Source organism: Streptomyces sp. NPDC026062 (assembly GCF_055568375.1).
Window position 1 is genome coordinate 105,619 of the sequence record NZ_JBVHOQ010000007.1, and the last position, 21,146, is coordinate 126,764.

A 21,146-nucleotide genomic window follows, 5' to 3' on the forward strand; every position below is an offset into this window, starting at 1 on the left:
ACATGCCCCCAGTGCCCCGAACCACCACCGGACGGTGCGGCCTTCTGCCCCAGGTGCGGAACCGCCTGTGTGGCGACGGCCGGTCCCGCCACGGCCGAGGAACGCCGGGTGGTGACCGTCGTCTTCTGCGACCTCGTCGGATCCACCGCGCTGTCCGGGCGGCTCGACCCGGAGACACTGCGCACCGTCACGCTCCGGTACTTCGCCCTGATGCGGGCCCGGATCGAGGAACACGGCGGCACGGTGGAGAAGTTCATCGGTGACGCCGTGATGGCGGTCTTCGGGGTTCCCGCACGCCACGAGGACGACGCCCGCCGGGCCCTGGCCGCAGCCCGCGGGATGGTCACCGCCCTCGACGGACTCAACGCCGAGCTGGAGCGGGAGCACGGGGTCCGGCTCGCCGTCCGCATCGGAGTGAACACCGGCGAGGTCGTGGTGAGCGTCGATCCCGCCGCCCGGCAGGCCATGGTCTCCGGTGAGGTCGTCAACATCGGCGCCCGGCTCGAACAGCATGCCGGCGCCGGCGAGATCCTGATCGGCCCCGCCACGCTGCGCGCAGCCGGGCCGTCGGCGGTCACCGAACCCGCCGGGGCGCTCTCCCTCAAGGGGGTGGCTGCCCCCGTCGCCGCCCGCCGTCTGATCGCCCTGCACGAGGACGACCCCGAGCGGGTCCGCCGCTTCGACACCCCGTTCATCGGCCGCGAGCAGGAACTGGCCGAACTCCGCCTGCTGTCACGCAAACTGGCGGCGGACCCCCGCTCGCATCTGGTGACCGTGTACGGGGAGGCGGGCCTCGGCAAGACGCGCCTGCTGCGCGAGTGGCTGAGGGAGCGCCCTGCGTACGGCGAGGGCCGGTGCCGCCCGTACGGCGGGACCGGCACCCTGTCACCGCTGGCCGAAGCGGTACGCCAGGTGCTGGAAGCCGTCGGCGAGGAAGCCGGGTTCGCGGGGCTGCCCGCACACGAGCGGACGGAGGCGGAACAGGCGCTGCGGCTGCTGCGGACCGGTCTGCTCGCGGACGGCACACCCAGCCCCTCCGCCGACGACACCCTGATGGCGCTGGCATGCCTGCTGGACGGGCTGTCCCGCGAGCGGCCCGTGGTGCTCGTACTGGACGACTGCCACTGGGCGTCCGCGCCGCTGCTCGACATGGCGGACCGGCTGCTGGACGAGCTCGACCGTTCGGCCGTCGCCCTGGTGTGCGCCGCGCGCCCCGAACTGCTGGAGACCCACCCGGGCTGGGGCAGCGGCCGCATGCGTTCCGCGTCACTGATGCTGACACCGCTCACGCGGGAGGAGGCTGCCGTGCTCGCCGGTGAGCTGGTCGAGGTCGCGGCCCACCGGCAGGGCGTGCTGGAGGGAGCCCTCGACCGCGCGGAGGGCAACCCGCTGTACCTGGAACACCTGACGGCGGTGGCGGCCGAATGCGACGACCTGCCGCTCACCGTGCACGCGCTGATCGGCGCCCGCATCGACGCGCTGCCGCCCGAGGAACGGACCCTGCTCCAACTGGCCGCCGTCCTGGGACGCGAGTTCCGCCGCGCCGATCTGACGGAACTCGCCACCGCCGAGCACTCCGGGCCCGCGGAGTCCGCCGCCGGACTGCTGCGCGGACTCGTACGACGCAGGCTCATCGAAGCCGGGGGCCGTACCCCGGCCGCGAGCGCCGTGCTCCGGTTCGGGAGCGCCCTGGTGCAGGAGACCGCCTACCGGGGGATGGCCAAGAAGGTACGCGCCCGGCGTCATGAGCACGCGGCCGGCGTGCTCGTCCGGCACGAGGCGGGTGACGCGGCCGTCGGCACCCACCTGGCCCGTGCCCACCGCCTGCTCACCGAACTGGGGACGCACGACGGCGCCACCGAGGTGCTGCGAACGCGCGCCGCGGGTCTGCTCGTCCGGGCCGGCACCGCCGCGCTGGCACGCTCCGACCTGCCGTGGGCCGACGACCTCCTCACCCAGGGGCTGGACCTGGCAGTGCCCGGAGAGCCGGCCGCCACCGAGGCCGCCCGCCGGCTCGGAGAGACGAAGGTCGCCCGGGGCGAGCCGGTGCGGGGCCGGGAACTGCTGGCAGGCGCTCTCGGCACGGCGGAGCAGACCGGTGACCGGCTGGGTGCCGCCCATGCCCGGCTGGCCCTGACCGCCCTCGACCCCCGGCACGGGTCGGCGGCGGACGTGGCCGAGGCCGCGCTCGCACTGTTCACCGAGGCCGGCGACGACCAGGGCATCGCGCGTGCCTGCGTCCGCATCGCCCAGGACCGCCAGCGGCGCGGCCTGCACGCCGAGGCCGAGGCGCTGCTGAGCCGGGCCCTGGACCACGCGGGCCGCGCCGACGCCGAACCCGAACGGGCCCTGGCGCTGGGCGCGGTCGGCATCTCCCTGTGGCGGGGCCCGACCCCCGTACCGCGTGCGGTAGGCCGCTGCGAGGAGCTGCTGACGGCCCACGGCGCCGGCCGGCCGACCGTGCGGGCCACCCTGGCCTGCCCGCTGGCCGTGCTTCTGGCGCTCCAGGGCCGCCACGACGAGGCACGCGAGCGGCTGGCCGAGGCGGCCCGCCTCGCCGACGGCCTCGGCTACGCCGAAAGCGCGCTGTTCGTCCCGCTGTTCGCCGCCGAGGTCGAGGCCCTGACCGGTACGCCGGAACGCAGACTCGGCCTGCTGGACGAAGCCGCCCGCGCATGCCGTGAACTCGGCGCCACGGGTGCGCTGCCCGGCATCGCCCGCGAACGGGCCCGCATCCTGCTGGACCGGGGCGAGCCGGCGCACGCGCTGGCCCTGCCGGACCCTCAGGAGGCCGGGCTCCCTCCGGCGGAGTCCGCCGACGCGGAAGGGCTGCGGGCACGCGCCCTCGCACTCACCGGAGAGCCGGCCGCCGCACGCGTCTGCGCGGACCGGGCGACCGTGGCGGCCGGTGAAACGGACTCCCCGGTCGTCCGGGGCACCGCGGCCCTCGACCGCGCGTACACGCTGCGCGCACTGGATCTCCCTGCCGACGCGGAGCGGGAGGCGCGTGCGGCGGAGCGGTACTTCGCAGCCAAGGGGTACCGGCTCGGAGCGGAGCGCGCGGCCGCGTTCGCCGACGCCGGTGCGGCCGATGCCCGGCGCACCGGTACCGGCAGCGCCGCCGAGGGCCGGATCACCGGCGTCCACATCGCGGCCGAGGCCCCGAGCGCGGGTGCCGACAGGACCGCCGGTGCCCGGATCACCGGCATCCACACCACGGCCGCAGCCTCGAGCTCCGACACCGACAGCACCGCCGCGGCCCGGAGCTCCGACCGCCCGGCCGGACGGAAAGGCGGGACCACATGACCACCGGAACGGCAGGAGGGCTCACCTGGAGCCTGCGCGACCGTACCCCCGAGGACCTCACGATGCTCGCCGACACGGTCCCGGCCCTGCCGCCCGCCGACCCTTCGGCCTGGTCGGACGGCACAGGGGTACGCGTCTGCGTCGTCGACACCGGGGTGGAGTGCGGCCACCCCTCGGTCGGCGCGGTCCAGGGCTCCTACGAGGTGGCCCCCGCCCCCGACGGGACACTTCAAGTCGTCGACAGCGGCCCGCTGCCCGACGGCGCGGGCGACGGCTGCGGGCACGGGACCGCGTGTGCCGGAATCGTCCGGCGGGTGGCGCCGGGCTGCGACCTGTACAGCGTGCGGGTACTGGGCGAGGGCTTCACCGGCAGCGGCGACGCCCTGCTCACCGGGTTGCGCTGGGCGGTCGACCAGGGCTTCGACGTGGTCAACCTCAGCCTGTCCACCACCCGCCCGAAGTTCCTCGAAACCCTGCGGTCCCTGGCCGACCAGGCGTTCTTCACCGGCACCACGCTGGTGGCATCGGCCCACAACACACCGGTGGAGAGTTTCCCCTGGCGGTTCTCGTCCGTCATTTCCGTCGGCACGCACCGCGAGGACGACTCAGGGCTCTTCCTCTACAACCCGGCGCCCCCCGTGGAGTTCTTCGCCCCCGGCCAGAACGTGCAGGTGGCCTGGACGGGCGGCAGGACCATCCGCACCACGGGGAACAGCTTCGCCACCCCCTTCATCAGCGGGATGTGCGCGCGGCTGCTCGGCAGCCGGCCGAAGCTGACGCCGTTCCAGATCAAGCACGCGCTCTACCTCTCCGCCGCGAACGTACGTATCGGCGCACCAGAATCCCGAGGTGAATCATGAGCCAGTCCCACGGCCTCGTCCCCGCCACCGGCGCGGGTCCCGCGACACAGGCCGGCAGTGCGGAGCGCGATCTGCTCCAGTCCGTCGTCGAGACCGCGCGGGCCATCTTCGGCGCGGCGGCCAGCTCCGTCCTGCTGCACGACCGGGACGCCGACGAACTGGTCTTCCAGGCGGTGGCGGGAGAGGGCGAGGAGGCTCTTGTGGGTTCCCGGTTCCCCGCCGGCCGGGGACTGGCGGGCTGGGTGCTCGTCTCGGGTGAGCCGATGGTCGCGGACGACCTGAGGAAGCAGGGCATGTTCGCCCAGGACGTCGCGAAATCGACCGGATACGTGCCGGACGCGCTGATGGCGGCGCCGCTGGCCCACCGCGACCGGGTGCTGGGAGTGCTCGAAGTGCTCGACCCTGTCGAGCAGTCCCGGTCCAGTCTCTCCGAACTCGATCTGCTCGCCCTCTTCGCCCGTCAGGCCGCTGCGGCCCTCGCGGTGGTCACCGAACGGCGGCGCGACGAGGAGGCATCGGCCGTACGGCTGCGGAGCCTGGAGCTCGTGACCGCGCTGCGGGACGTGCTGCTCGACGGAATGCCTGCCCAGAGCCCGCACGAGAGGTGAGCGCCCCACGGGCCGGAAGTCAGTGCGCCGCCGACTCCACGGCGTCGGCGGCGCGTGTCTCGCTCTTGCCGTCGGCGAGCAGCCCGCCGACCTCCTCCACGCGTGCCCGCAACCCGGCGTCGCGGGCGGCGCCCTCGACCGCCTCGCGCAGCTCCGGCGCGGGGGAGCCGGGCTCCGGGAGGCCGCGGGCCACACCGGCGCGCAGACAGGCTGCCGCGAGGACCCGCTGCTCCGAGCCGTTGGGCGCGACGAGCAGCGGCTTTCCGTGCAGGAGCGCGCCGAGCACGGGCGCCGACGTCGCGTTGGTCAGGACGAGGTCGGCCCGCTTCAGGAGCGGCCCCATCCAGCGGCGGCGCCCCACGATCAGGTCGGCGTCCGGTGCGGCCTCCGGGGCACCGGACCGCCCCAGCTCCACGACACCCCGGTGCGTGCCCGAGGTGAAGGCCGCGTTGAGGCGCGGCCAGAGGCTGGTGCCGCCGAAGGTCCGGCCGAGATGGACGTACGCCAGAGGCTTGGAATCCGGCAGCGGTTCCGCACCCGGGGGCTCCGGCTCCCACCAGCAGGGGCCGACATGCCTTACGGCCCCGGGCAGTTCGGCGTCCGGTACCTCCATGACGGGGTGACCGCGCAGCAGGAAGGCGGTGCCGAGCAGCGGAGTGTCCGGGAACCGGTCGCGCCGAGGGGCGAGACCGGCCTGCGCGCGTACGGCGGCGTAGTGCTTCAGGGTCTCCGCCAGCCGCCACGCACGGCCGTTGCCGTCCGCAGGGCCCGAGCGGTAGGGCCACAGATGTGCCGCCAGCCCGATGACCGCCACCGGTACGTCGGCGGCTTCGGCCGCCACCAGCGCTCCGTGGCAGAGCACGGAGGTGACCAGCACGTCGGGCCGCAGCCGCCGGACCGCCCGCGCCACGGCCGCGTGCTGCTCGGGTCCCCGGACCGTCCAGTGGGTCACCGACAGCGCGGTGCCGTCCGCGACTGCCGACAGTTCCAGGCCCGCCGCGGTGACCGCAGCCGCGGCCGACGGCCCGGCGAGGACGTGGACCGTGTGGCCTCGGCGGCGCAGTTCCCGGCCGGCCGCGAGGGCCGGGTACAGGTAGCCCGGGTCGCTCAACGGGCACAGGAGTACGTTCATTCCAGGGCCTCCCTCGTCAGGTCGAGGCGCAGATGGTGGGCGAGGAAGGCCATCACGTCCGCGTACAGGCGAGCACTGCGCGAGGCTCCGCGTGTGCTGTGCCCTACGCCGCGCTCGGTGCGCAGGACCACCGGACCGTCACCCGAACCGGCCCACTGCAGGGCGGCGCACATCTTCCGGGCGTGGCCGGGGTCGACGCGGGTGTCCCCGTCGAAGACGGCCAGCAGCACGGCCGGGTAGCGCGCGCCCTCACGCACCCGGTGGTACGGGGAGTGGGCGAGCAGCCGTGCGAACTCGGCAGGGTTCTCGGCGCTGCCGTACTCGTCGCGCCAGCTCGCACCCATGCCCGACAGTTCGTAGCGCACCATGTCGAGCAGGGGCGCCGCGCAGACGGCGGCGGCGTAGGTCTCCGGCCGGCGGGTCAGCGCGGCGGCGGTCAGCAGGCCGCCGTTGGAGCTCCCGAGAAGGCCGAGCCGGCCGGGCGCCGCCCATCCGGCACGGAGCAGATGATCGGCGGCCGCGTCGAAGTCGTCGAAGCTGTTGTGCTTGTGCTCGCGTCGGCCGGCCCGGTGCCACTCCTCGCCCTCCTCGCCCCCGCCGCGTACGCAGGCAACCGCGTACACACCCCCCGCGCGCACCCAGGGCACGGCCTGCGGTGTGAAACCGGGAGTCATCGAGGCGCCGAAGCCGCCGTAGCCGGTGAGGACGGCGGGGCGCGGCCGGTCGGGGCGGCCTTCGGGGGACATCACGAACATGCGCACCTCGGTGCCGTCACGGGAGCGCACGACCTCCTGGCTGACCCGCACACCCCGGGCCGCCGCCCCGGCCGGCAGCCTGCCCGGCCAGGGCCGCAGTTGGCCGGTGGTGGCGTCGTAGTGCAGGACGGTGGTGGGCGTGATGTGGTCGGTGTACGCGAACCACACCTCGTGTCCGCGATCCTGACGAACCATCAGGCGTGTCACCGTGCCCCGTCCCGGCAGCGGTACGGTCCCGGCGAGGGCGCCCGTGCGGGCGTCGTGGAGGGTCATCTCGCCGACCGCGTGCCGGGTCCGTACGACCACCAGCAGGGGGCGGTCCAGCTCCGGGCCGTCCAGTACCGCGAAGTCCTGGAGAACGGTGCCGGGTTGCTCGTCGACCACGGTGCGCCACTGGCCCGGGTCCGTGGCGTGGCGAGGGGCCCTGACGATCCGTCCGCGCGGGGCCCCCGCAGTCGTCCTGAGCAGCAGCGGTCCGTCGCCCGGCCGGAGACGGACGACCGAGCGGGCGTCCGTGCCGTGCTGGAAGGGGCGCAGCGCAGGCGAGTTCGGGCCGGTCTCCGTCAGGTCGGCGGTCCACAGGTCGGTGCGGGGCGCGGTGCCCTCGCTGGCGCCGACGACCAGGAGCCGGCCGTCGGGAGAAGTGGCCACGGTGTAGTACTGGGTCTCCGGCCGCCCCGCGCCGAAGATCTCCGCGTCCCGGTCTGCTGAGGTGCCGACCTCGTGCAGATAGACGCGGCGGTGGCGCCCCGCCCCGCCGGGGGCCTGCCCGGGCGGCAGCCGGCGCACGTAGTAGAAGGCCCGGCCGCCCGGCAGCCATGCCACGGGGGAGCGGCGGACCCGGTCCACGGGTCCGTCCACCACTTCGCCGGTCGCCGAATCGAGCACGCGCAGCACCGAGTGCTCCGTACCGCCCGAGGACAGCTGGACCGCGACCAGGCCGCCCTCCCACGACGGTTCCCAGGCGTCGAGCACCGTCGTGCCCGAGGGGTCGGTCTCCAGCGGGTCGAGCAGCACCCGGGTCCGGCCGCCCTCACGGACGGCGAGCACCGCGAGTTCGTGCCCGGGTTCCCTGCGCAGGTGGAACTCGCGCGGGCCACGCGCCACCGGCGGTCCGGCACCACCGCCGGCGAGCAGCGCCGCCATCCGCCCGCGCAGCGCCTCCCGGCCCTGCCAGCGCGCCGCCTCGGCGGTGTAGAGCAGGTCCTGGGCGGCGCTCCACGCGGTCGTGTCGGGGGACCGCGGTTCCTCCAGCCAGCGGTAGGGGTCGGCCACCGGCTGTCCGTGCAGGAGCTCCACCGGTCCGCTCCGGGGGGCGGCCGGGTAGGTGTACCGGGGCGGGGACACGGTCATGGCGGCACTCCAGGCAGGACGGTCACGCCGGACACGGGACGAGGACGGGGTCAGCTGCGGCCGGTGTCCCGGCGCGCTACGGGAGGTGCCGGGACCAGCCCCACGGACGTGGTGCCGTCCGGGGCGGTCCGTGCGGGACCCGGACCGTCCGCGGGCCGTTCGGCATGGCCTGATCCGGCGGGGGAGTCCGGCTGTTCGGACGGCGTATCGGTGCCCGAGTCCTCCCGGTTCTTCGCGCTGTCGCTGTCGCTGTCGCTGTCGCTGTCGCTGTTGTTGCTGCTGTCGCTGTCGCCGGTGGCGTCGAGGCTGGTCTCGCGCAGGAGGGGTACGGACGAGAGCACCGTGACCACCGCCGCGGCGCCGGCCAGTACCAGCCAGGTGCGGCTGCCGCCCAGGGAATCCACGAACGAGCCGGCCAGGACCGGACCTGCGGAGGCGAGACCGGCCATCAGCAGCCCGGTCGCCGTGCTGACCCTGCCCAGGAGATCGCGGGGCGCGAGCACCAGGATCGCGCGGCCGACCACGATGCCCGCGGGCGGGCTGAAGAAGACGACCACGACCAGCACCGGGCCGATCAGCCAGGGGTGCGTGGTCCCGGAGAAGACGGCGAGGCCGAGCGCCCAGACGGTGCCGATGAGCAGGAACAGGCGGCCGGCGGTGATTCTCTTGATCAGCCATGGTGCCGCGGCCGCGCCGAGCAGCCCTCCGATGCCGGCGCAGGCCATCACCGCTCCGATCGCGGTGCCGCCGGCGCCGCTCTGGCGCAGGGAGACGACCATGGTCGTCTGGGCCGCCGCCGAGACGATGTTGATGCCCGCGGCGAAGAGCAGCGCGGCCAGCAGCGCCCGCTGGTGCGTGAGCCAGCGCAGCCCGGCCGTCAGCCGGTTGTCGCGCTCGCTGTCCGCGACCCGCTGCGAGGGCAGGACACCCATCCGCAGCAACAGCACGGCGGACACACCGTAGGAGGCGGCGTCGACCGCGAACGGCAGGATCGGATCCAGGGTGAACAGCCAGCCGCCGAGAAACGGTCCGATCAGCGAACTCGACGCCATGGCGGTCTGACTGCGGCTCAGCGCGTCGGTGAGATCCTTCTCCGGCACCACGTCGCGTACGGCGATCGTGGCGGCGGGCGAGAAGAGCGCGGTGGCCGCGCCCTCCACGATCGCCACACAGAGCAGATGTGCCTGGCCCAGCTCTGCCAGTCCCGACGCCAGCGGAATGCTGGCCAGCGCCACGAGACGTATCAGATCGGTACCGACCATGATCATCCGCCGGTCGAGCCGGTCGGCGAGATGACCGGCAGGCAGGCGCAGCAGTGTCCTGGTCACCATCGAACAGGTCGCCACCGTGCCTGCTTGCGCCGCGCTCCCGCCGATGGACAGCACGAGCAGCGGAAAGGCCAGCAGCGACAGCTGGGATCCGAGGGTGGAGAGCGTCGAACTGATCCAGTAGCGGCGGAAGTCGGGGTTGGTGCGCAGGATGCCGGCGCTTCTCATCCCAGCCGTCCGACAGCCTTGAGGCAGTCCAGCACTCCGGCGTCGACCCGGTCCTGGAAGGTGGCGCGGACGGCCGCCTCCTCGTCGTACTGGTAGTGGTCGTGGCAGCTGACCCAGCGGCCTTCCGTCTGCTCGGCGCTCAGATAGCCGTCGGCGAGGGTGCCGACCTCCATGCCGGGCTTGCCCGCCGTCTCCCAGCAGCTGGCGAGGACACCGTCGGCGTTGATGACCGCGCCGTAGCGTCCGTCGCTGAAGGAGCAGGCCTGGCAAGGGACATGGGCGCGCGGCCGGGCCACCATGAAGCCGAGCTCCAACGCGCGGGAGTGCCAGCGGACGAAGTCCGAGACGAGACCGTCCTCGTGCATCAGGTTGTTCGCGTAACCGACGCCGACATCGCCGACCCGCGCGAAGTGGATGCCGCAGCGAGCCGGATCGAGGTGCGAACCGAGGCGTTCCACCAGATCGTCCACGCCGTTGCGGTTGAGATGCGAGACGTTGACCCGCAGCATCCAGCGCAGAGAGGTCTTCTCGATGGCGCGCGCGATGTTGGAGACGATGACATCGAAGGTGCCGCCCCCGGAGCGCTTGACCCGGATGGAGTCGTGGTCGGCCCGGTCCCCGTCGAAGGTGACCTGGACGGAGCCGAGGCCCGCCGCGTTGAGCTCCTTGGCGATCAGCGGTGTGAGCAGGGTGCCGTTGGACGTCATCGACGCGGTGAGCGGGCCCAGCTCCGCCGCCCGGGTGAGCAGGTCGCGGCAGCCCCGCGGGTTGAGCAGCGGCTCGCCGCCGAACAGCAGGAGCGCAAGCCGGTCAAGACCGGCCGCGTCCATCCGTTCACGGGTGAAGTCCAGTACCTGTCCGACGGCTTCGGGGGTCAGACGGGCGTGCTGGATCCGCGGCGGCCTGCTGCCGCCCTTGGGATCCTGTGCGGTGTTCTGGAAGCAGTAGCCGCAGCCGAGATTGCAGTCCGTGCTGGTCAGGACGGTGAGCGAGTACGAGGTGTAGGGGCGTACGTCGTACAGCCCCGCCTCGCGCAGATAGCGTTCGGCCGATGGCCGCAGGGTGCCGTCCGGTTCCACCTGGCCGGGCCGCATCAGCGCGTATCCGCCGGCGCCCAGGAACCACCACCCCCTGTCGGCGCGGATCAGACGGGCCCCGGCGGTGGGGACGGCGACAGACTGCGTACCGGGCACGGCAACCTCCGGGTCGGGATGGTGGCAGAAGAGGGATGGCCGGCGGCCGACCCCGGCCGCGGCGGCATCGTGCGCCGAGGCGGCCGGGGAGGACCGGTCAGTTGGACCGGATCAGGCGTTCTGCTCCTGGTGGACGCCGCACCACGGGGTGTCCTCGCCCTCCTCGGAGTGCGCGATCACCTCGGGCTCCTCGGCCACTTCCTGGTGCACACCGCACCAGCCGACGGGCGACTCGACGTGCGCGAGCACCTCCGGATCCTCGGCGACCTCCTGGTGCACACCGCACCAGCCGACAGGCGACTCGACGTGCGCGACCACCTCGGGGGTCTCCTCGGCGGGGGTCTCGTTGGGCTCGACGTTCTCGGCCATGATGGTCCTCCATACGACGGGCGATCGGGACGACGGACGGCGGCACTGCGCCGACCGGCAGGAAGCTAGGAGCAGGAGGTTCGGGACCGGTTCGCCTCCGGTTGTCCCACGGTGAACCGGCCTGGTCGGCGCACGGGCGGGCCGGTGCGGCGCGCGCGGAGGCATACCGCAATCGCACCGGGCGCCAACCGGCGCGCAACCCGCCGTCCCTAGCGTGGCCGCAGCACACTCCGCGACCGCGAGAGGACGCCATCGCATGGACACCGAACCCGCCGTCACGGACGGCGCGCCCTCATCGGCAGGGCAGCAGCTGTTCGGGGCCGGCTTCCTGCACCGGCCGGCCGAGGCGCTGGCCGGGATCCGGGAGACCTGTCCCGTCGCACGGGTCAGGACGCCGGCCGGACGGCCGGTGTGGCTGGTGACCCGGGCCGAGGACGTGCGGGCCGGATTCCGGGACCCGCGCCTCTCCCTGAGTGGCGGGCACGTTCCCGATCCCGGTGTGCGCCGCCGCGCGCTCGATCTGACGCTGGTCAACTACGACCCGCCCGACCACACACGGATCCGCCGCCTGGCGACACCGGCTCTGACCCCGGCGCGCATGGCGGTGCACCGCGAGCGGATCGAGCGAGCCGCCGGTGAGCTGCTCGACGCCGCCGACGCCGCGCGCGGTGACGGCCCGGTCGAGCTGATGGACGCCTTCGCGCGCCCTTTCGCCTTCCGGTCGCTGTGCGAGGTCTTCGACGTACCGGAGGAGGAGCGACGCGCGCTGTACGAGCCGGTGGCCTGCCTCGCGGACAAGAAGGGCCGCACCGCCGCCACGATCGAGGAGAGCGTCGACCGTATCGACGCCTTCGTGCGTTCCACGATGGCACTGCGCGCCGGCGCCCCCGGTGACGACGTCGTCTCCCGTGTACTTGCCGCATGGCGTGAGCAGGGCGGTGCGAGCGAGGACGAAGTGGCCTCCCTCCTGGCGATGCTGCTGCTGGCCGGCTTCGACAGCACGGTGCAGGCGATCGGCATGAGCGTGGTGGCGCTGCTGGACCACCCCGCGGTACTGCGATCGCTGCGGGACGAACCCGGGCGGATCCCGCGCGCGGTGGACGAGTTGCTGCGCTGGGACACCCCGGGCCCCTTCAGTACCAAGCGAGTGACGCTGGAGGACGTCCGGTTCGGGTCCACGGTCATTCCGGCGGGCAGCGGCGTCCTGCTCTCCGTGGCGGCGGCCAATCACGACCCGCGCTGCCATGCCGACCCCGGAACGCTGGATCCGGACCGGAACACCGCGGGCCGCCACCTGACCTTTGGTGCGGGCCCGCACTACTGCCCCGGTTCGGCGCTGGCCCGGCTGGAGCTCACGGTGGCCCTGACCGGCCTGCTCGGACGCTGGCACCGGCTGAGCCCGGCGGTGCCACCGCGTGAACTGACCTGGGGCGGCGGCTATCTGCACCGCCGCCTGGCCGCACTCCCGGTACTGCCCGCCGGGCCCGCGTAGGGGGATGGCGGGTCTTCCCGGGACCACTCCGGGACAGTCGGGACTTCTCCCGGGACGCCCGGATCGGGCTCTCCCGGGACATCCGGGATCGGGATTTTTCTTGGGACATCCCGGGCGTCTTCCCCGGGCTCCCCCGGACTCCTCCGGGGGAGACCCCCGGGACGCCGCTTCTGGCCACCCACCCCCGCGACGCTCCAGGGCGCGCGGCACGGATCGAGCCCAGAATGAATCGATTCACGTCGTGGGGCGAAGCTAGTGGTCCACGCGCGAGTAGTCAAGGGATTCCGTCGGACAGCGGGTGTGTTGTCGGATCATGTCGTCAGTGAGGTCCGGGTTGTCCCTGGGGCCTTGCATCTGCGCTCCGTTGCTGCCTGACAACGTTTTCTCCGGCCCTGTCGTGTTTCGCGATGCCGGGCGCGGAGCACCCCTTGACGTGTTCGTCGGGGCAGGGCTAGCTTCCCGGAAACTCTACTGAAACATTTCATGTCGAGTGCTCTGCTCGGCACAAGCACGGGAGAGTACCCATGACGCACCCCGAACCGGAGACGACTCCGGTACTCGCGCTGGAGGGGGTGAGCAAGTCCTTCGGTGCGGTCCGGGCGTTGCGCGGTGTGTCGCTGCGGCTGTACGCCGGAGAGGCCCACGCCCTTGCCGGTGAGAACGGCGCGGGCAAGTCGACCCTGATCAAGGCGCTGGCAGGGGTGCACCGCCCCGACACGGGCACGGTCCTGCTGGACGGCAGACCCGTCGAGTTCCACGGTCCGGCCGACGCCCGGGACGCCGGTGTCGCCGTGATCTACCAGGAACCCACTCTCTTCCCGGACTTGTCCGTCGCGGAGAACATCTTCGTGGGCCGGCAGCCGAGGCGTTCATTCGGGCGGGTGGACCACCGTGCGGTCCGGCAGGCCACTGCCGACCTGTTCGAACGCCTCGGGGTCGATCTCGACCCCGACCAGCCGGCGCGCGGACTGTCGATCGCCGATCAGCAGCTGGTCGAGATCGCCAAGGCTCTCTCCTTCGACGCCCGCGTCCTGATCATGGACGAGCCGACCGCCGCGCTCACCGGCAGCGAGGTCGCGCGTCTGTTCGGCGTCGTCAGGACGCTCCGTGCGCAGGGCGCGGCCGTGTTGTTCATCTCGCACCGTCTCGAAGAGATCTTCGCGCTGTGCCAGCGCGTCACCACCTTGCGCGACGGCTCCTGGATCGCCAGTGAACCGCTCGACGGTCTGAGTGAGGACGGCCTCGTACGCCGCATGGTCGGCCGTGATCTGGACGAGCTGTACCCGAAGGAGTGCACGAAGATCGGTGAAGTGGCCCTCAGCGTACGGCGGCTGACCCGCGAGGGGGTGTTCACGGATGTCTCCTTCGAAGTCCGGCGGGGCGAGATCGTGGGCCTCGCCGGCCTGGTCGGGGCCGGCCGCAGCGAAGTCGCGCGCGCCGTGTTCGGCGTCGACCGGTTCGACGGAGGCGAAGTCGAGGTACTCGGCCGTAAACCGCGAAAGGGGGCCCCGAGCTCCGCGATGGCCGCCGGCCTCGCCCTCGTGCCCGAGGACCGCCGGGCGCAGGGCCTGGTGATGGACATGTCCATCGAGCGGAACGTAGGCCTCACCGGTTTCGCCACGACCACACGCGCCGGTCTGATGAACCGGGCTGCCGAACGCGACCGTGCGGTGGACTGGGCGGTCAAGCTCCAGGTCAAGTACGCCAGGCTCGCCGATGCCGTCGGCATGCTCTCCGGCGGCAACCAGCAGAAGGTCGTCCTCGCCAAGTGGCTGGCCACCTCCCCGCAGGTCCTGATCGTGGACGAGCCGACCCGCGGAATCGACGTCGGCACCAAGGCCGAAGTGCACCGGCTGCTCTCCGCGCTGGCCTCGGAGGGGGTCGCGGTGCTGATGATCTCCTCCGACCTCCCGGAGATTCTCGGTATGGCCGACCGGGTGCTCGTGATGCACGAGGGACGGCTGACCGCCGACATCCCCAGGTCCGAGGCGACCGAGGAGACAGTGATGGCGGCGGCGACCGGCCGCACCGACAGGGGAAGGACCGTGGCATGACCGTGACCGCAGATCCGGTGCGGCACAAGCCCGCGCCCCGGTCCGCCGCCTCGCGACGGCTTGTCGACAAGGTGTTCAGAGCCCGCGAACTGGCCGTGGCCCTCGTCCTCGTCCTGATGCTCGGCGCCACCCAGCTCTCCAACACCGAGTTCCTGTCCGAACAGGGCATCAAGGACCTGATGCTGAACGCGACCATCCTGGTCCTGGTGGCCGTCGGCCAGGCGGTGGTGGTGATCACCCGCAACGTGGACCTCTCGGTCGGCTCCGTCCTCGGCATCTCCGCCTTCGCCGCCGGTCTCTACCTCCAGGACGGCGGAGACCCCCTGATCGCGGTCCTGCTCGCCGTCGGCCTCGGCGCGCTCTTCGGTGTCCTCAACGGAGCCCTGGTGAGCCTGGGCAAGGTACCCGCGCTCGTCGTCACCCTGGGCACGCTCTACATCGTCCGGGGCGTCGACTCCATCTGGGTCGGCTCCCGCCAGATCACCGCCGACGCACTGCCCGCCGGGTTCGTCGACTTCGGCCACGACGGCATCCGGATGCTGCCCCATCTCGCCCTGCTCGCCGCAGCCTTCACGGCCGGGGTCGCGTACTACCTCCGCGCCTACCGCAGCGGTCGCGACCTCTACGCACTCGGTTCGAGCCCCGAGGCCGCCCGGCTCGCGGGCATCCCGGTCCGGGCTCGGATCATGACGGCCTATGTGCTCTGCGGAGCGCTCGCAGGTCTCGCCGGGGCCCTCTACCTGGCCCGCTTCGGCAACGTCGACTCCGCCACCGGCAACGGATACGAACTCACCGTGGTCAGCGCGGTCGTCGTCGGCGGCGTCGCCTTCACCGGCGGCTCCGGAACCGTCTACGGCGCCGCCCTCGGCGCTCTCCTGCTCACCTCCATCAACAGCGTGCTCCCGGCCGTCGGCGTCAGCTCCGTCTGGGTCACCGCGATCAACGGCTTCCTGCTGCTGCTCGCCATCGCCGCCGACCGGATCCTCGCCCTGCGAGTGGCCGCGGCGCTCCGCAAGAGGGCCGCACAGATGAGGAGCGCCCGCCATGCCTGACACCACCACAGCCACGTCCCCGGCCGCTCAGGCACCGGCACTCGCCCGTCTCGGGGGAGCGGTCCGCTGGGACACCGCCGTCGGCGCCCTGCTGCTGACCCTTCTGATCTGCTCCTTCTCCTTCGTCGACAACTTCGGCAACGCGCTGAACCTCTCGTTCCTCATCGGCAACACCCTGCCGATCGCCCTGATCGCCCTGCCCATGACCATGCTGGTGGTCTCCGGTGAGGTCGACCTGTCCGTCGGCTCCACGGCGGGCCTGTCCGGAGCGGTGATGGGCGCGCTGTGGAACGCGGGCATGACCATCGAGACGATCATTCCGCTGTGCCTGCTGCTCGGTGTGGTCTGCGGTCTGGTCAACGGAGTGCTTGTCACCCGGCTCGGGCTGCCCTCGCTCGCCGTGACCATCGGCACCATGGCCGCCTACCGGGGCATCGCGCAGATCGTCCTCGGCTCCGACTCCGTCACCGACTTCCCCGCCCCGTACCTCGACTTCGGGGCCGGCCGTATCGGCGACACCTTCGTCCCGTACGCCGCCGTCCCGTTCACCGTGCTGCTTGCCGCGGCTGTCGTGGTCCTGCACGCCACACCGGCCGGCCGGTCCCTGTTCGCCATCGGAGCCGGCGAGGAGGCGGCGCGGTTCTCGGGCATCCGCGTCAAGCGGCTCAAGCTCTCCATGTTCGTGACCACCGGCGTGATCTCCGCGCTCACCGGCGTCTTCTGGGCGCTCCACTACGCAAGCGCCCGCTACGACAACGCCACCGGCCTCGAACTCTCCGTCATCGCGGCCGTGCTGCTCGGCGGCATCGACTTCGACGGAGGCAAGGGGACCCTGGGCGGAGCCGTCGCCGGCGTGCTGTTGCTCGGCACCCTCCAGAACGTCATGAGCCTGATCAACGTCTCCGCCCAGTCCCAGATCGTCGTCACCGGCGTCCTGCTCGTGTTCTCCGTCCTCGCTCCCCGGGCCGGCCGCCGGGTCTCCCGGGCCCGGGCCCGCAGAAGAACCGCCGCCAGTGCCGTCGCACCCTCGCCCGGCACCCCCTGACCCTCCGGCGAACACACAGGCCGCACCACCGGGTCCCGTCCACCGCGCGCATACCCCTGTACACAGTCCCTCACCGCTCGGGCATCCGCCCGACAACCCCTGCCGCTCGCGGCAGCGAAAGGAACCGTCATGTACGGCCCCACCGCCCGAAGCGCCCGGCTGACCGCCGCCCTCGCCGTCACCGCCGTGCTCGCCCTCGGCGCGACCGCCTGTTCGGGCACCACCAAGGACTCCGCGAACAAGGAGGCCGGCCCGGCCGCGGCCACCGGCAAGGCCGACCCGGACAAGGCGACCAAGAAGGGCCTCACGGTCGCGTTCCTGCCCAAGCAGGTCAACAATCCCTACTTCACCACGTCGGACAACGGCGGCAAGAAGGCTCTCGGGCAGCTCGGCTCCACGTACAAGGAGGTCGGCACCAGCAGCGGAACCGACACCTCGGGACAGGTCTCCTACGTCAACACCCTCACTCAGCAGCAGGTCGACGCCATCGCCGTCTCCGCCCAGGACCCGGGCGCGCTGTGCACCTCGCTGAAGCAGGCCATGAAGAACGGCGTCAGCGTCGTCACGTACGACTCCGACACACGCGCCGACTGCCGTCAGGTCTTCGTCTCCCAGGCCGGTGCCGAGGACCTCGGCCGTACCCAGATCCAGCTGCTGGCGAAGCAGATCGGAGGCAAGGGCGAGATCGCGATCCTCTCGGCGGCCCAGACGGCCACCAATCAGAACACCTGGATCGATTTCATGAAGGACGAGCTGAAGAAGCCCGAGTACAAGGACATCAAGCTCGTCAAGACCGCCTATGGCGACGACGACGCCCAGAAGTCCTTCCAGCAGACCCAGGGCCTGCTTCAGGAACACCCCGGCCTGAAGGGGATCGTCTCCCCGACCACCGTCGGCATCAAGGCGGCCGCCCAGTACCTGTCCGGCTCCAAGTACCGGGGCAAGGTCAAGCTGACCGGCCTGGGCACCCCGAACGACATGCGCGCCTACGTCAAGAACGGCACCGTCGAAGCCTTCGAACTGTGGGACCCGGCCAAGCTCGGCGCACTTGCCGCCCACACGGCCGTGGCCCTGGAGTCCGGCCAGATCACCGGCGCCGAGGGAGAGAGCTACAAGGCGGGCGACCTGGGCTCGTTCACGATCGGGAAGGACGGCGTCGTCCTGCTGGGCAAGCCGACCGTCTTCGACAAGGCCAACATCGACCAGTTCACGTTCTGAGCCGGTGAACGTGGCGGCCCCCGCACACGGATGACGCCGTTCCGCCCACTGCCCGAAGGCGCCCGGCCCCCGCCCCGAGCGGGAGACCGGGGCCGGCAACGGCAGACGGGACACGGCCCGGCGGGCCACCGCCGCTGCCGCCCGCGCCTCCGGTCAGGAGCCGCGACCGGCCGGGGTGCGAGGAGCCACCGCCGGGACCGGCCGGGGGTCAGGAGCCACCGCCTCCTGCTACGCCACGCGCTCCTCCAGCATGTTCCCGGGAACGAACCCGGCCTCCGCGAGCCGCTGCCAGAGCTCGTCCGGGACCGGGAAACGGGCGGCCGCCGCGTTCGTCGTCACCTCGGCCGCCGAACGGCAGCCGAGGACGACCGAGTCGACGCCGGGATGCAGCAGCGGGAACTGGATCGCCGCGGCATGGATCGGCACCTCGTACGCGTCGCACAGCGCACGGCACTGCCGGGCCCGCTCCAGCACCTGAGCGGGAACCGGACGGTAGTTGAACATGGCGTCGGGTGACGGGTCGGCCAGCAGACCCGTGTTGAAGACACCCCCGACGACGACCGAGGTACCCGTCCTGGCGCACACGGGCAGCAGCGTGGTGAGCGCCTCGTGGTCGAGAAGGGTGAGCCGGCCCGCGATCAGTACGACATCGACCTCGTACTCCGTCACGTACGAGGCGAGCGGACCGCTGTGGTTCATGCCGAACCCGATGGCCTTGATCAGACCCTCGTCGCGCAGCCGGCGCACCGCCGGATAGGCCGTGCGGCGGATCTCGTCCGGGTAGTCGTCCGGGTCGTGCAGATACAGGATGTCGACGCTGGAGCGGCCCAGGCGGGTCAGGCTCGACTCCAGGGACTCCCGGATGCCGCGCTCGGTCCAGTCGGTAATCACCTCTCCGGGGGAGCCGTCAGGCCGGGGGCGCAGCAGCCAGCCCGTCTTGGTGGAGATCACCGGGGAGGCGATCCCGGACGGGCCGAGCAGCCGGCCCAGGCGCTGTTCGGCGAGGCCGTGTCCGTAGCGGGGCGCGGTGTCGAAGTACGTGATGCCGGCGTCGGCCGCCGCCTTCAGGGTCGCGGCGGCGTCCTCGTCGCTGACGTCCTCGAAGAGACCGCCGAGGGGAGCGGTGCCCAGGCCGAGGCGGGGCAGGGTGAAGGGCAGCCGCTTCGCTGCCGGTCGGTCGGTCATTCCGTCTCCCACGGTGAGGCACAGGCCGCGCGGCCCGCGCGCAGTGTCATGGTCAGGGTCAGCCGGATCCGCGAGTGGCCCGGGAGGCCGACGCGGCAGTACGGTCCGTCGACCGGCTGTTCGGGGCCGTCGTCCACACGGACGGTGCCGACATGGTGCTCGGCGAACGAACCCGCCTGCACCAGCAGGGACCGTGCGGTGCCGCCCAGGTTGACCAGCTCCACGACCGTGTGGTCCGGGCGGATGTCGGAGACGAGCGCGGCGACCTCCGGCGGAAGGCCGGGGCGGCGGGCGTCGGCATCGTGGTAGCGGACGTGCAGGTGGGCGAGGCCGCCGTTGTAGAGGACCTGCGGTGAGCCGGTCGTCAGCTGCAACAGGGCCTCGGTCACCACGGGGTTGAGGTGCTGCCAGTGATGGATGTCCAGCGCGTCCGGCCCGACCGCCGGGTCGACGGTGTCGTTCTCGATGGCCTCGACCCGCTCCGCGCAGCTCGCCAGGGCGCTGAGCAGCATCCGCTCGGGGTACCGGGGGTTCCGCCCGTGCAGGAACTCGTACCAGGGCTCCTCGTGCCCCGCTTCGTCCTTGATGCGCTGGGTGTGCACGGCGGTCCAGTCCCAGCGGGACCCGGTGCGCAGCCGCTCGATCCGTTCGCGGTCCGCCTCGTCACGGCTGAAGTGCCACAGAGCGAGGGGGAGTTGTCCCGGCATGACGGTGAAGTCGAACCAGCCGGAGTCGTTGTGCCGCTGGGGGACCATGAGCGTGCGGTCGCCCGGCATCGCGCGCAGATGCGGCGCCCAGCGCTCGCCGAGCGTGCCCATCTCGTCCGCGCCGCGCTGCTCGGCGTGGGCGAGCACCGCGTCGAGGGGATTGCGGGCCAGGTCCAGATAGCCCCGGTCCCCGGTGAGGAGCGTCGCGTTGGCCGCGCCGATGACGGCGGCGCTGCCGACGGGCGAGAGCCCGTGCGGCCAGGACCATCCGTAGTGTCCGCCGTACCAGCGGCCGTCCAGGTACTGGCCCACCTCACCGTTCAGGCCCGCGTTGTCGGGTACGACGTCGCGGCCCTCGAGCCGCTCCTGCCACACGCCGACGTACTCGGCCACCCAGTCCGCGTAGCGCTGCTCGCCGCTGAGCAGGAAGGCCTGGGTCGCCAGTCCGGTGGCGGCCAGATTCGCGATCGTGTCACCACGGCCCATCCGGTCCCACATCGCACGGCCGTACGCGCGCGCCCGTTCGGGGGACGCGGCCAGGTCGTCGAAGGACGCGAGCGTGTCGACTCCGTCCAGCGGCATGCCGTACGGGCGCAGGGCCAGGCTCCACGGGAAGTACGGTTCCTCGTCGCTGAAGCCGAAACGAGGACCGCCCGAACCGTTGTGCGGGGCGCGCACGACCCGGTGCTCGGGGTCGTAGTTGGGGCCGCCGGGAAGGTAGAAGTCGGCGAAGCGGAGCGCGAGTCCGCGCAACTCCTCGTCGTCCGGGTCGGCGAGGCACAGTCCGTAGAAGAGGAGCAGCCCCTCTCCCTGGTGGAACCAGTCGTAGCCCCGCTCCAGGCCGCCGGAGAGCATGCCCATCTCGGTGAGCTGCGCGGTGACGCCGCTCCAGTGCCGCCGCGCGGCGGCCAGCAGATCCGTGCTGCCGCCCAGCAGGTACAGCGTCGGCCAGTTGAAGAACGGCTCGTAGAAGTCGTCCACGCCGTCCCGCCCGTCCAGCCCCTCGCCGAGGGCTTCGCGGAAGACGAGACGGCCGTCCCCCTCGGTGTAGCGGTCGGCGAAGAGCCGCCACGCCTTGTTCTGGACGTCGAACAACTGCCTTTCCAGCTCTGCCCATCGGGGGAGCTCGGTGACGCCCCGGGTCGCGGTCAGTAGTGGTCCGTGGGCCGCTGCCCCTGTGTGTGTGCCGGTCCGCTCAGACCTGAGCATCGAGAACACCTGCTCCCTCGTCACGTAAGCATTGAATAATCGCCCATCGATAGCCGATGGTTAGACTCACTGGCGGGGAGCCGACGTGTCAATACTCAGGAGCTTCCCCGCA

The 21,146-nt window shown here is 72.3% G+C and carries 15 protein-coding genes; 8 read left to right on the forward strand and 7 right to left on the reverse strand.

Going from position 1 to position 21,146, the window contains the following annotated elements:
- The first annotated feature begins 69 nt into the window (after positions 1-69).
- The 3 genes from ACZ4LX_RS08635 to ACZ4LX_RS08645 are packed head-to-tail and all read left to right on the forward strand — an operon-like array spanning position 70 to position 4,774.
- Positions 70-3,306 (forward strand): AAA family ATPase, encoded by a 3,237-nt coding sequence (locus ACZ4LX_RS08635; RefSeq protein WP_467642397.1) that lies wholly within the window; start codon positions 70-72, stop codon positions 3,304-3,306.
- On the forward strand, positions 3,303-4,166 hold the full coding sequence (locus ACZ4LX_RS08640) for a S8 family peptidase (RefSeq protein ID WP_467642399.1): 864 nt from the start codon (positions 3,303-3,305) through the stop codon (positions 4,164-4,166). The genes ACZ4LX_RS08635 and ACZ4LX_RS08640 overlap by 4 nt, the downstream gene beginning before the upstream one ends.
- A complete protein-coding gene (locus ACZ4LX_RS08645) occupies positions 4,163-4,774 on the forward strand; it encodes a GAF domain-containing protein (protein ID WP_467642401.1) in 612 nt (203 codons plus the stop codon). The genes ACZ4LX_RS08640 and ACZ4LX_RS08645 overlap by 4 nt, the downstream gene beginning before the upstream one ends.
- Positions 4,775-4,793: 19 nt before the next feature.
- On the opposite strand, the gene ACZ4LX_RS08650 is transcribed toward ACZ4LX_RS08645, so the two are convergent.
- The 5 genes from ACZ4LX_RS08650 to ACZ4LX_RS08670 all read right to left on the reverse strand — a co-directional run bounded on the left by ACZ4LX_RS08650 (position 4,794) and on the right by ACZ4LX_RS08670 (position 11,072).
- Positions 4,794-5,906 carry a glycosyltransferase gene (locus tag ACZ4LX_RS08650; protein WP_467642403.1) on the reverse strand — a complete coding sequence of 371 codons (1,113 nt, stop codon included), beginning with the start codon at positions 5,904-5,906 and terminating at the stop codon, positions 4,794-4,796.
- The gene (locus ACZ4LX_RS08655) at positions 5,903-8,014 is read right to left on the reverse strand and encodes a prolyl oligopeptidase family serine peptidase (RefSeq protein WP_467642405.1); all 2,112 of its coding nucleotides are present in this window, start codon (positions 8,012-8,014) and stop codon (positions 5,903-5,905) included. Before ACZ4LX_RS08655 ends, ACZ4LX_RS08650 begins: the two co-directional genes overlap by 4 nt.
- A 50-nt stretch (positions 8,015-8,064) precedes the next feature.
- Positions 8,065-9,510 carry an MFS transporter gene (locus tag ACZ4LX_RS08660; protein WP_467642407.1) on the reverse strand — a complete coding sequence of 482 codons (1,446 nt, stop codon included), beginning with the start codon at positions 9,508-9,510 and terminating at the stop codon, positions 8,065-8,067.
- Positions 9,507-10,703, reverse strand: a complete 1,197-nt coding sequence (locus ACZ4LX_RS08665; protein ID WP_467642409.1) for a radical SAM protein — start codon at positions 10,701-10,703, stop codon at positions 9,507-9,509. Before ACZ4LX_RS08665 ends, ACZ4LX_RS08660 begins: the two co-directional genes overlap by 4 nt.
- Positions 10,704-10,814: 111 nt before the next feature.
- A complete protein-coding gene (locus ACZ4LX_RS08670; protein WP_467642411.1) occupies positions 10,815-11,072 on the reverse strand; it encodes a hypothetical protein in 258 nt (85 codons plus the stop codon).
- A gap of 256 nt (positions 11,073-11,328) precedes the next feature.
- Here ACZ4LX_RS08670 and ACZ4LX_RS08675 point away from each other — a divergent pair, with 256 nt between their 5' ends.
- The 5 genes from ACZ4LX_RS08675 (at position 11,329) to rhaS (ending at position 17,933) form a co-directional block, all read left to right on the forward strand.
- The gene (locus ACZ4LX_RS08675; RefSeq protein ID WP_467642413.1) at positions 11,329-12,564 is read left to right on the forward strand and encodes a cytochrome P450; all 1,236 of its coding nucleotides are present in this window, start codon (positions 11,329-11,331) and stop codon (positions 12,562-12,564) included.
- A 524-nt stretch (positions 12,565-13,088) separates the two neighbouring features.
- Positions 13,089-14,618 (forward strand): sugar ABC transporter ATP-binding protein, encoded by a 1,530-nt coding sequence (locus tag ACZ4LX_RS08680; protein ID WP_467642415.1) that lies wholly within the window; start codon positions 13,089-13,091, stop codon positions 14,616-14,618.
- Positions 14,615-15,670 (forward strand): ABC transporter permease, encoded by a 1,056-nt coding sequence (locus ACZ4LX_RS08685; protein ID WP_467642417.1) that lies wholly within the window; start codon positions 14,615-14,617, stop codon positions 15,668-15,670. The genes ACZ4LX_RS08680 and ACZ4LX_RS08685 overlap by 4 nt, the downstream gene beginning before the upstream one ends.
- Positions 15,663-16,715 (forward strand): ABC transporter permease, encoded by a 1,053-nt coding sequence (locus ACZ4LX_RS08690; RefSeq protein WP_467642419.1) that lies wholly within the window; start codon positions 15,663-15,665, stop codon positions 16,713-16,715. Before ACZ4LX_RS08685 ends, ACZ4LX_RS08690 begins: the two co-directional genes overlap by 8 nt.
- A gap of 129 nt (positions 16,716-16,844) precedes the next feature.
- On the forward strand, positions 16,845-17,933 hold the full coding sequence (gene rhaS, locus ACZ4LX_RS08695) for a rhamnose ABC transporter substrate-binding protein (RefSeq protein WP_467642421.1): 1,089 nt from the start codon (positions 16,845-16,847) through the stop codon (positions 17,931-17,933).
- Positions 17,934-18,161: 228 nt separating this feature from the next.
- Here rhaS and ACZ4LX_RS08700 read toward each other — a convergent pair whose 3' ends face one another.
- Both ACZ4LX_RS08700 and ACZ4LX_RS08705 read right to left on the reverse strand, forming a co-directional pair.
- Positions 18,162-19,118 (reverse strand): aldo/keto reductase, encoded by a 957-nt coding sequence (locus ACZ4LX_RS08700; RefSeq protein WP_467642423.1) that lies wholly within the window; start codon positions 19,116-19,118, stop codon positions 18,162-18,164.
- On the reverse strand, positions 19,115-21,058 hold the full coding sequence (locus ACZ4LX_RS08705) for a DUF8034 domain-containing protein (protein WP_467642425.1): 1,944 nt from the start codon (positions 21,056-21,058) through the stop codon (positions 19,115-19,117). The genes ACZ4LX_RS08700 and ACZ4LX_RS08705 overlap by 4 nt, the downstream gene beginning before the upstream one ends.
- Positions 21,059-21,146: the final 88 nt, after the last annotated feature.

Excerpts from the sequence above, each read along its gene's own strand:
- ACZ4LX_RS08645 (WP_467642401.1), top strand. The coding sequence starts at position 4,163 with ATGAGCCAGTCCCACGGCCTCGTCCCCGCCACCGGCGCGGGTCCCGCG.
- ACZ4LX_RS08655 (WP_467642405.1), bottom strand. The coding sequence starts at position 8,014 with ATGACCGTGTCCCCGCCCCGGTACACCTACCCGGCCGCCCCCCGGAGC.
- ACZ4LX_RS08660 (WP_467642407.1), bottom strand. The coding sequence starts at position 9,510 with ATGAGAAGCGCCGGCATCCTGCGCACCAACCCCGACTTCCGCCGCTAC.
- ACZ4LX_RS08690 (WP_467642419.1), top strand. The coding sequence starts at position 15,663 with ATGCCTGACACCACCACAGCCACGTCCCCGGCCGCTCAGGCACCGGCA.
- ACZ4LX_RS08640 (WP_467642399.1), top strand. The coding sequence starts at position 3,303 with ATGACCACCGGAACGGCAGGAGGGCTCACCTGGAGCCTGCGCGACCGT.
- ACZ4LX_RS08700 (WP_467642423.1), bottom strand. The coding sequence starts at position 19,118 with ATGACCGACCGACCGGCAGCGAAGCGGCTGCCCTTCACCCTGCCCCGC.
- rhaS (WP_467642421.1), top strand. The coding sequence starts at position 16,845 with ATGTACGGCCCCACCGCCCGAAGCGCCCGGCTGACCGCCGCCCTCGCC.
- ACZ4LX_RS08680 (WP_467642415.1), top strand. The coding sequence starts at position 13,089 with ATGACGCACCCCGAACCGGAGACGACTCCGGTACTCGCGCTGGAGGGG.
- ACZ4LX_RS08675 (WP_467642413.1), top strand. The coding sequence starts at position 11,329 with ATGGACACCGAACCCGCCGTCACGGACGGCGCGCCCTCATCGGCAGGG.
- ACZ4LX_RS08685 (WP_467642417.1), top strand. The coding sequence starts at position 14,615 with ATGACCGTGACCGCAGATCCGGTGCGGCACAAGCCCGCGCCCCGGTCC.
- ACZ4LX_RS08670 (WP_467642411.1), bottom strand. The coding sequence starts at position 11,072 with ATGGCCGAGAACGTCGAGCCCAACGAGACCCCCGCCGAGGAGACCCCC.
- ACZ4LX_RS08650 (WP_467642403.1), bottom strand. The coding sequence starts at position 5,906 with ATGAACGTACTCCTGTGCCCGTTGAGCGACCCGGGCTACCTGTACCCG.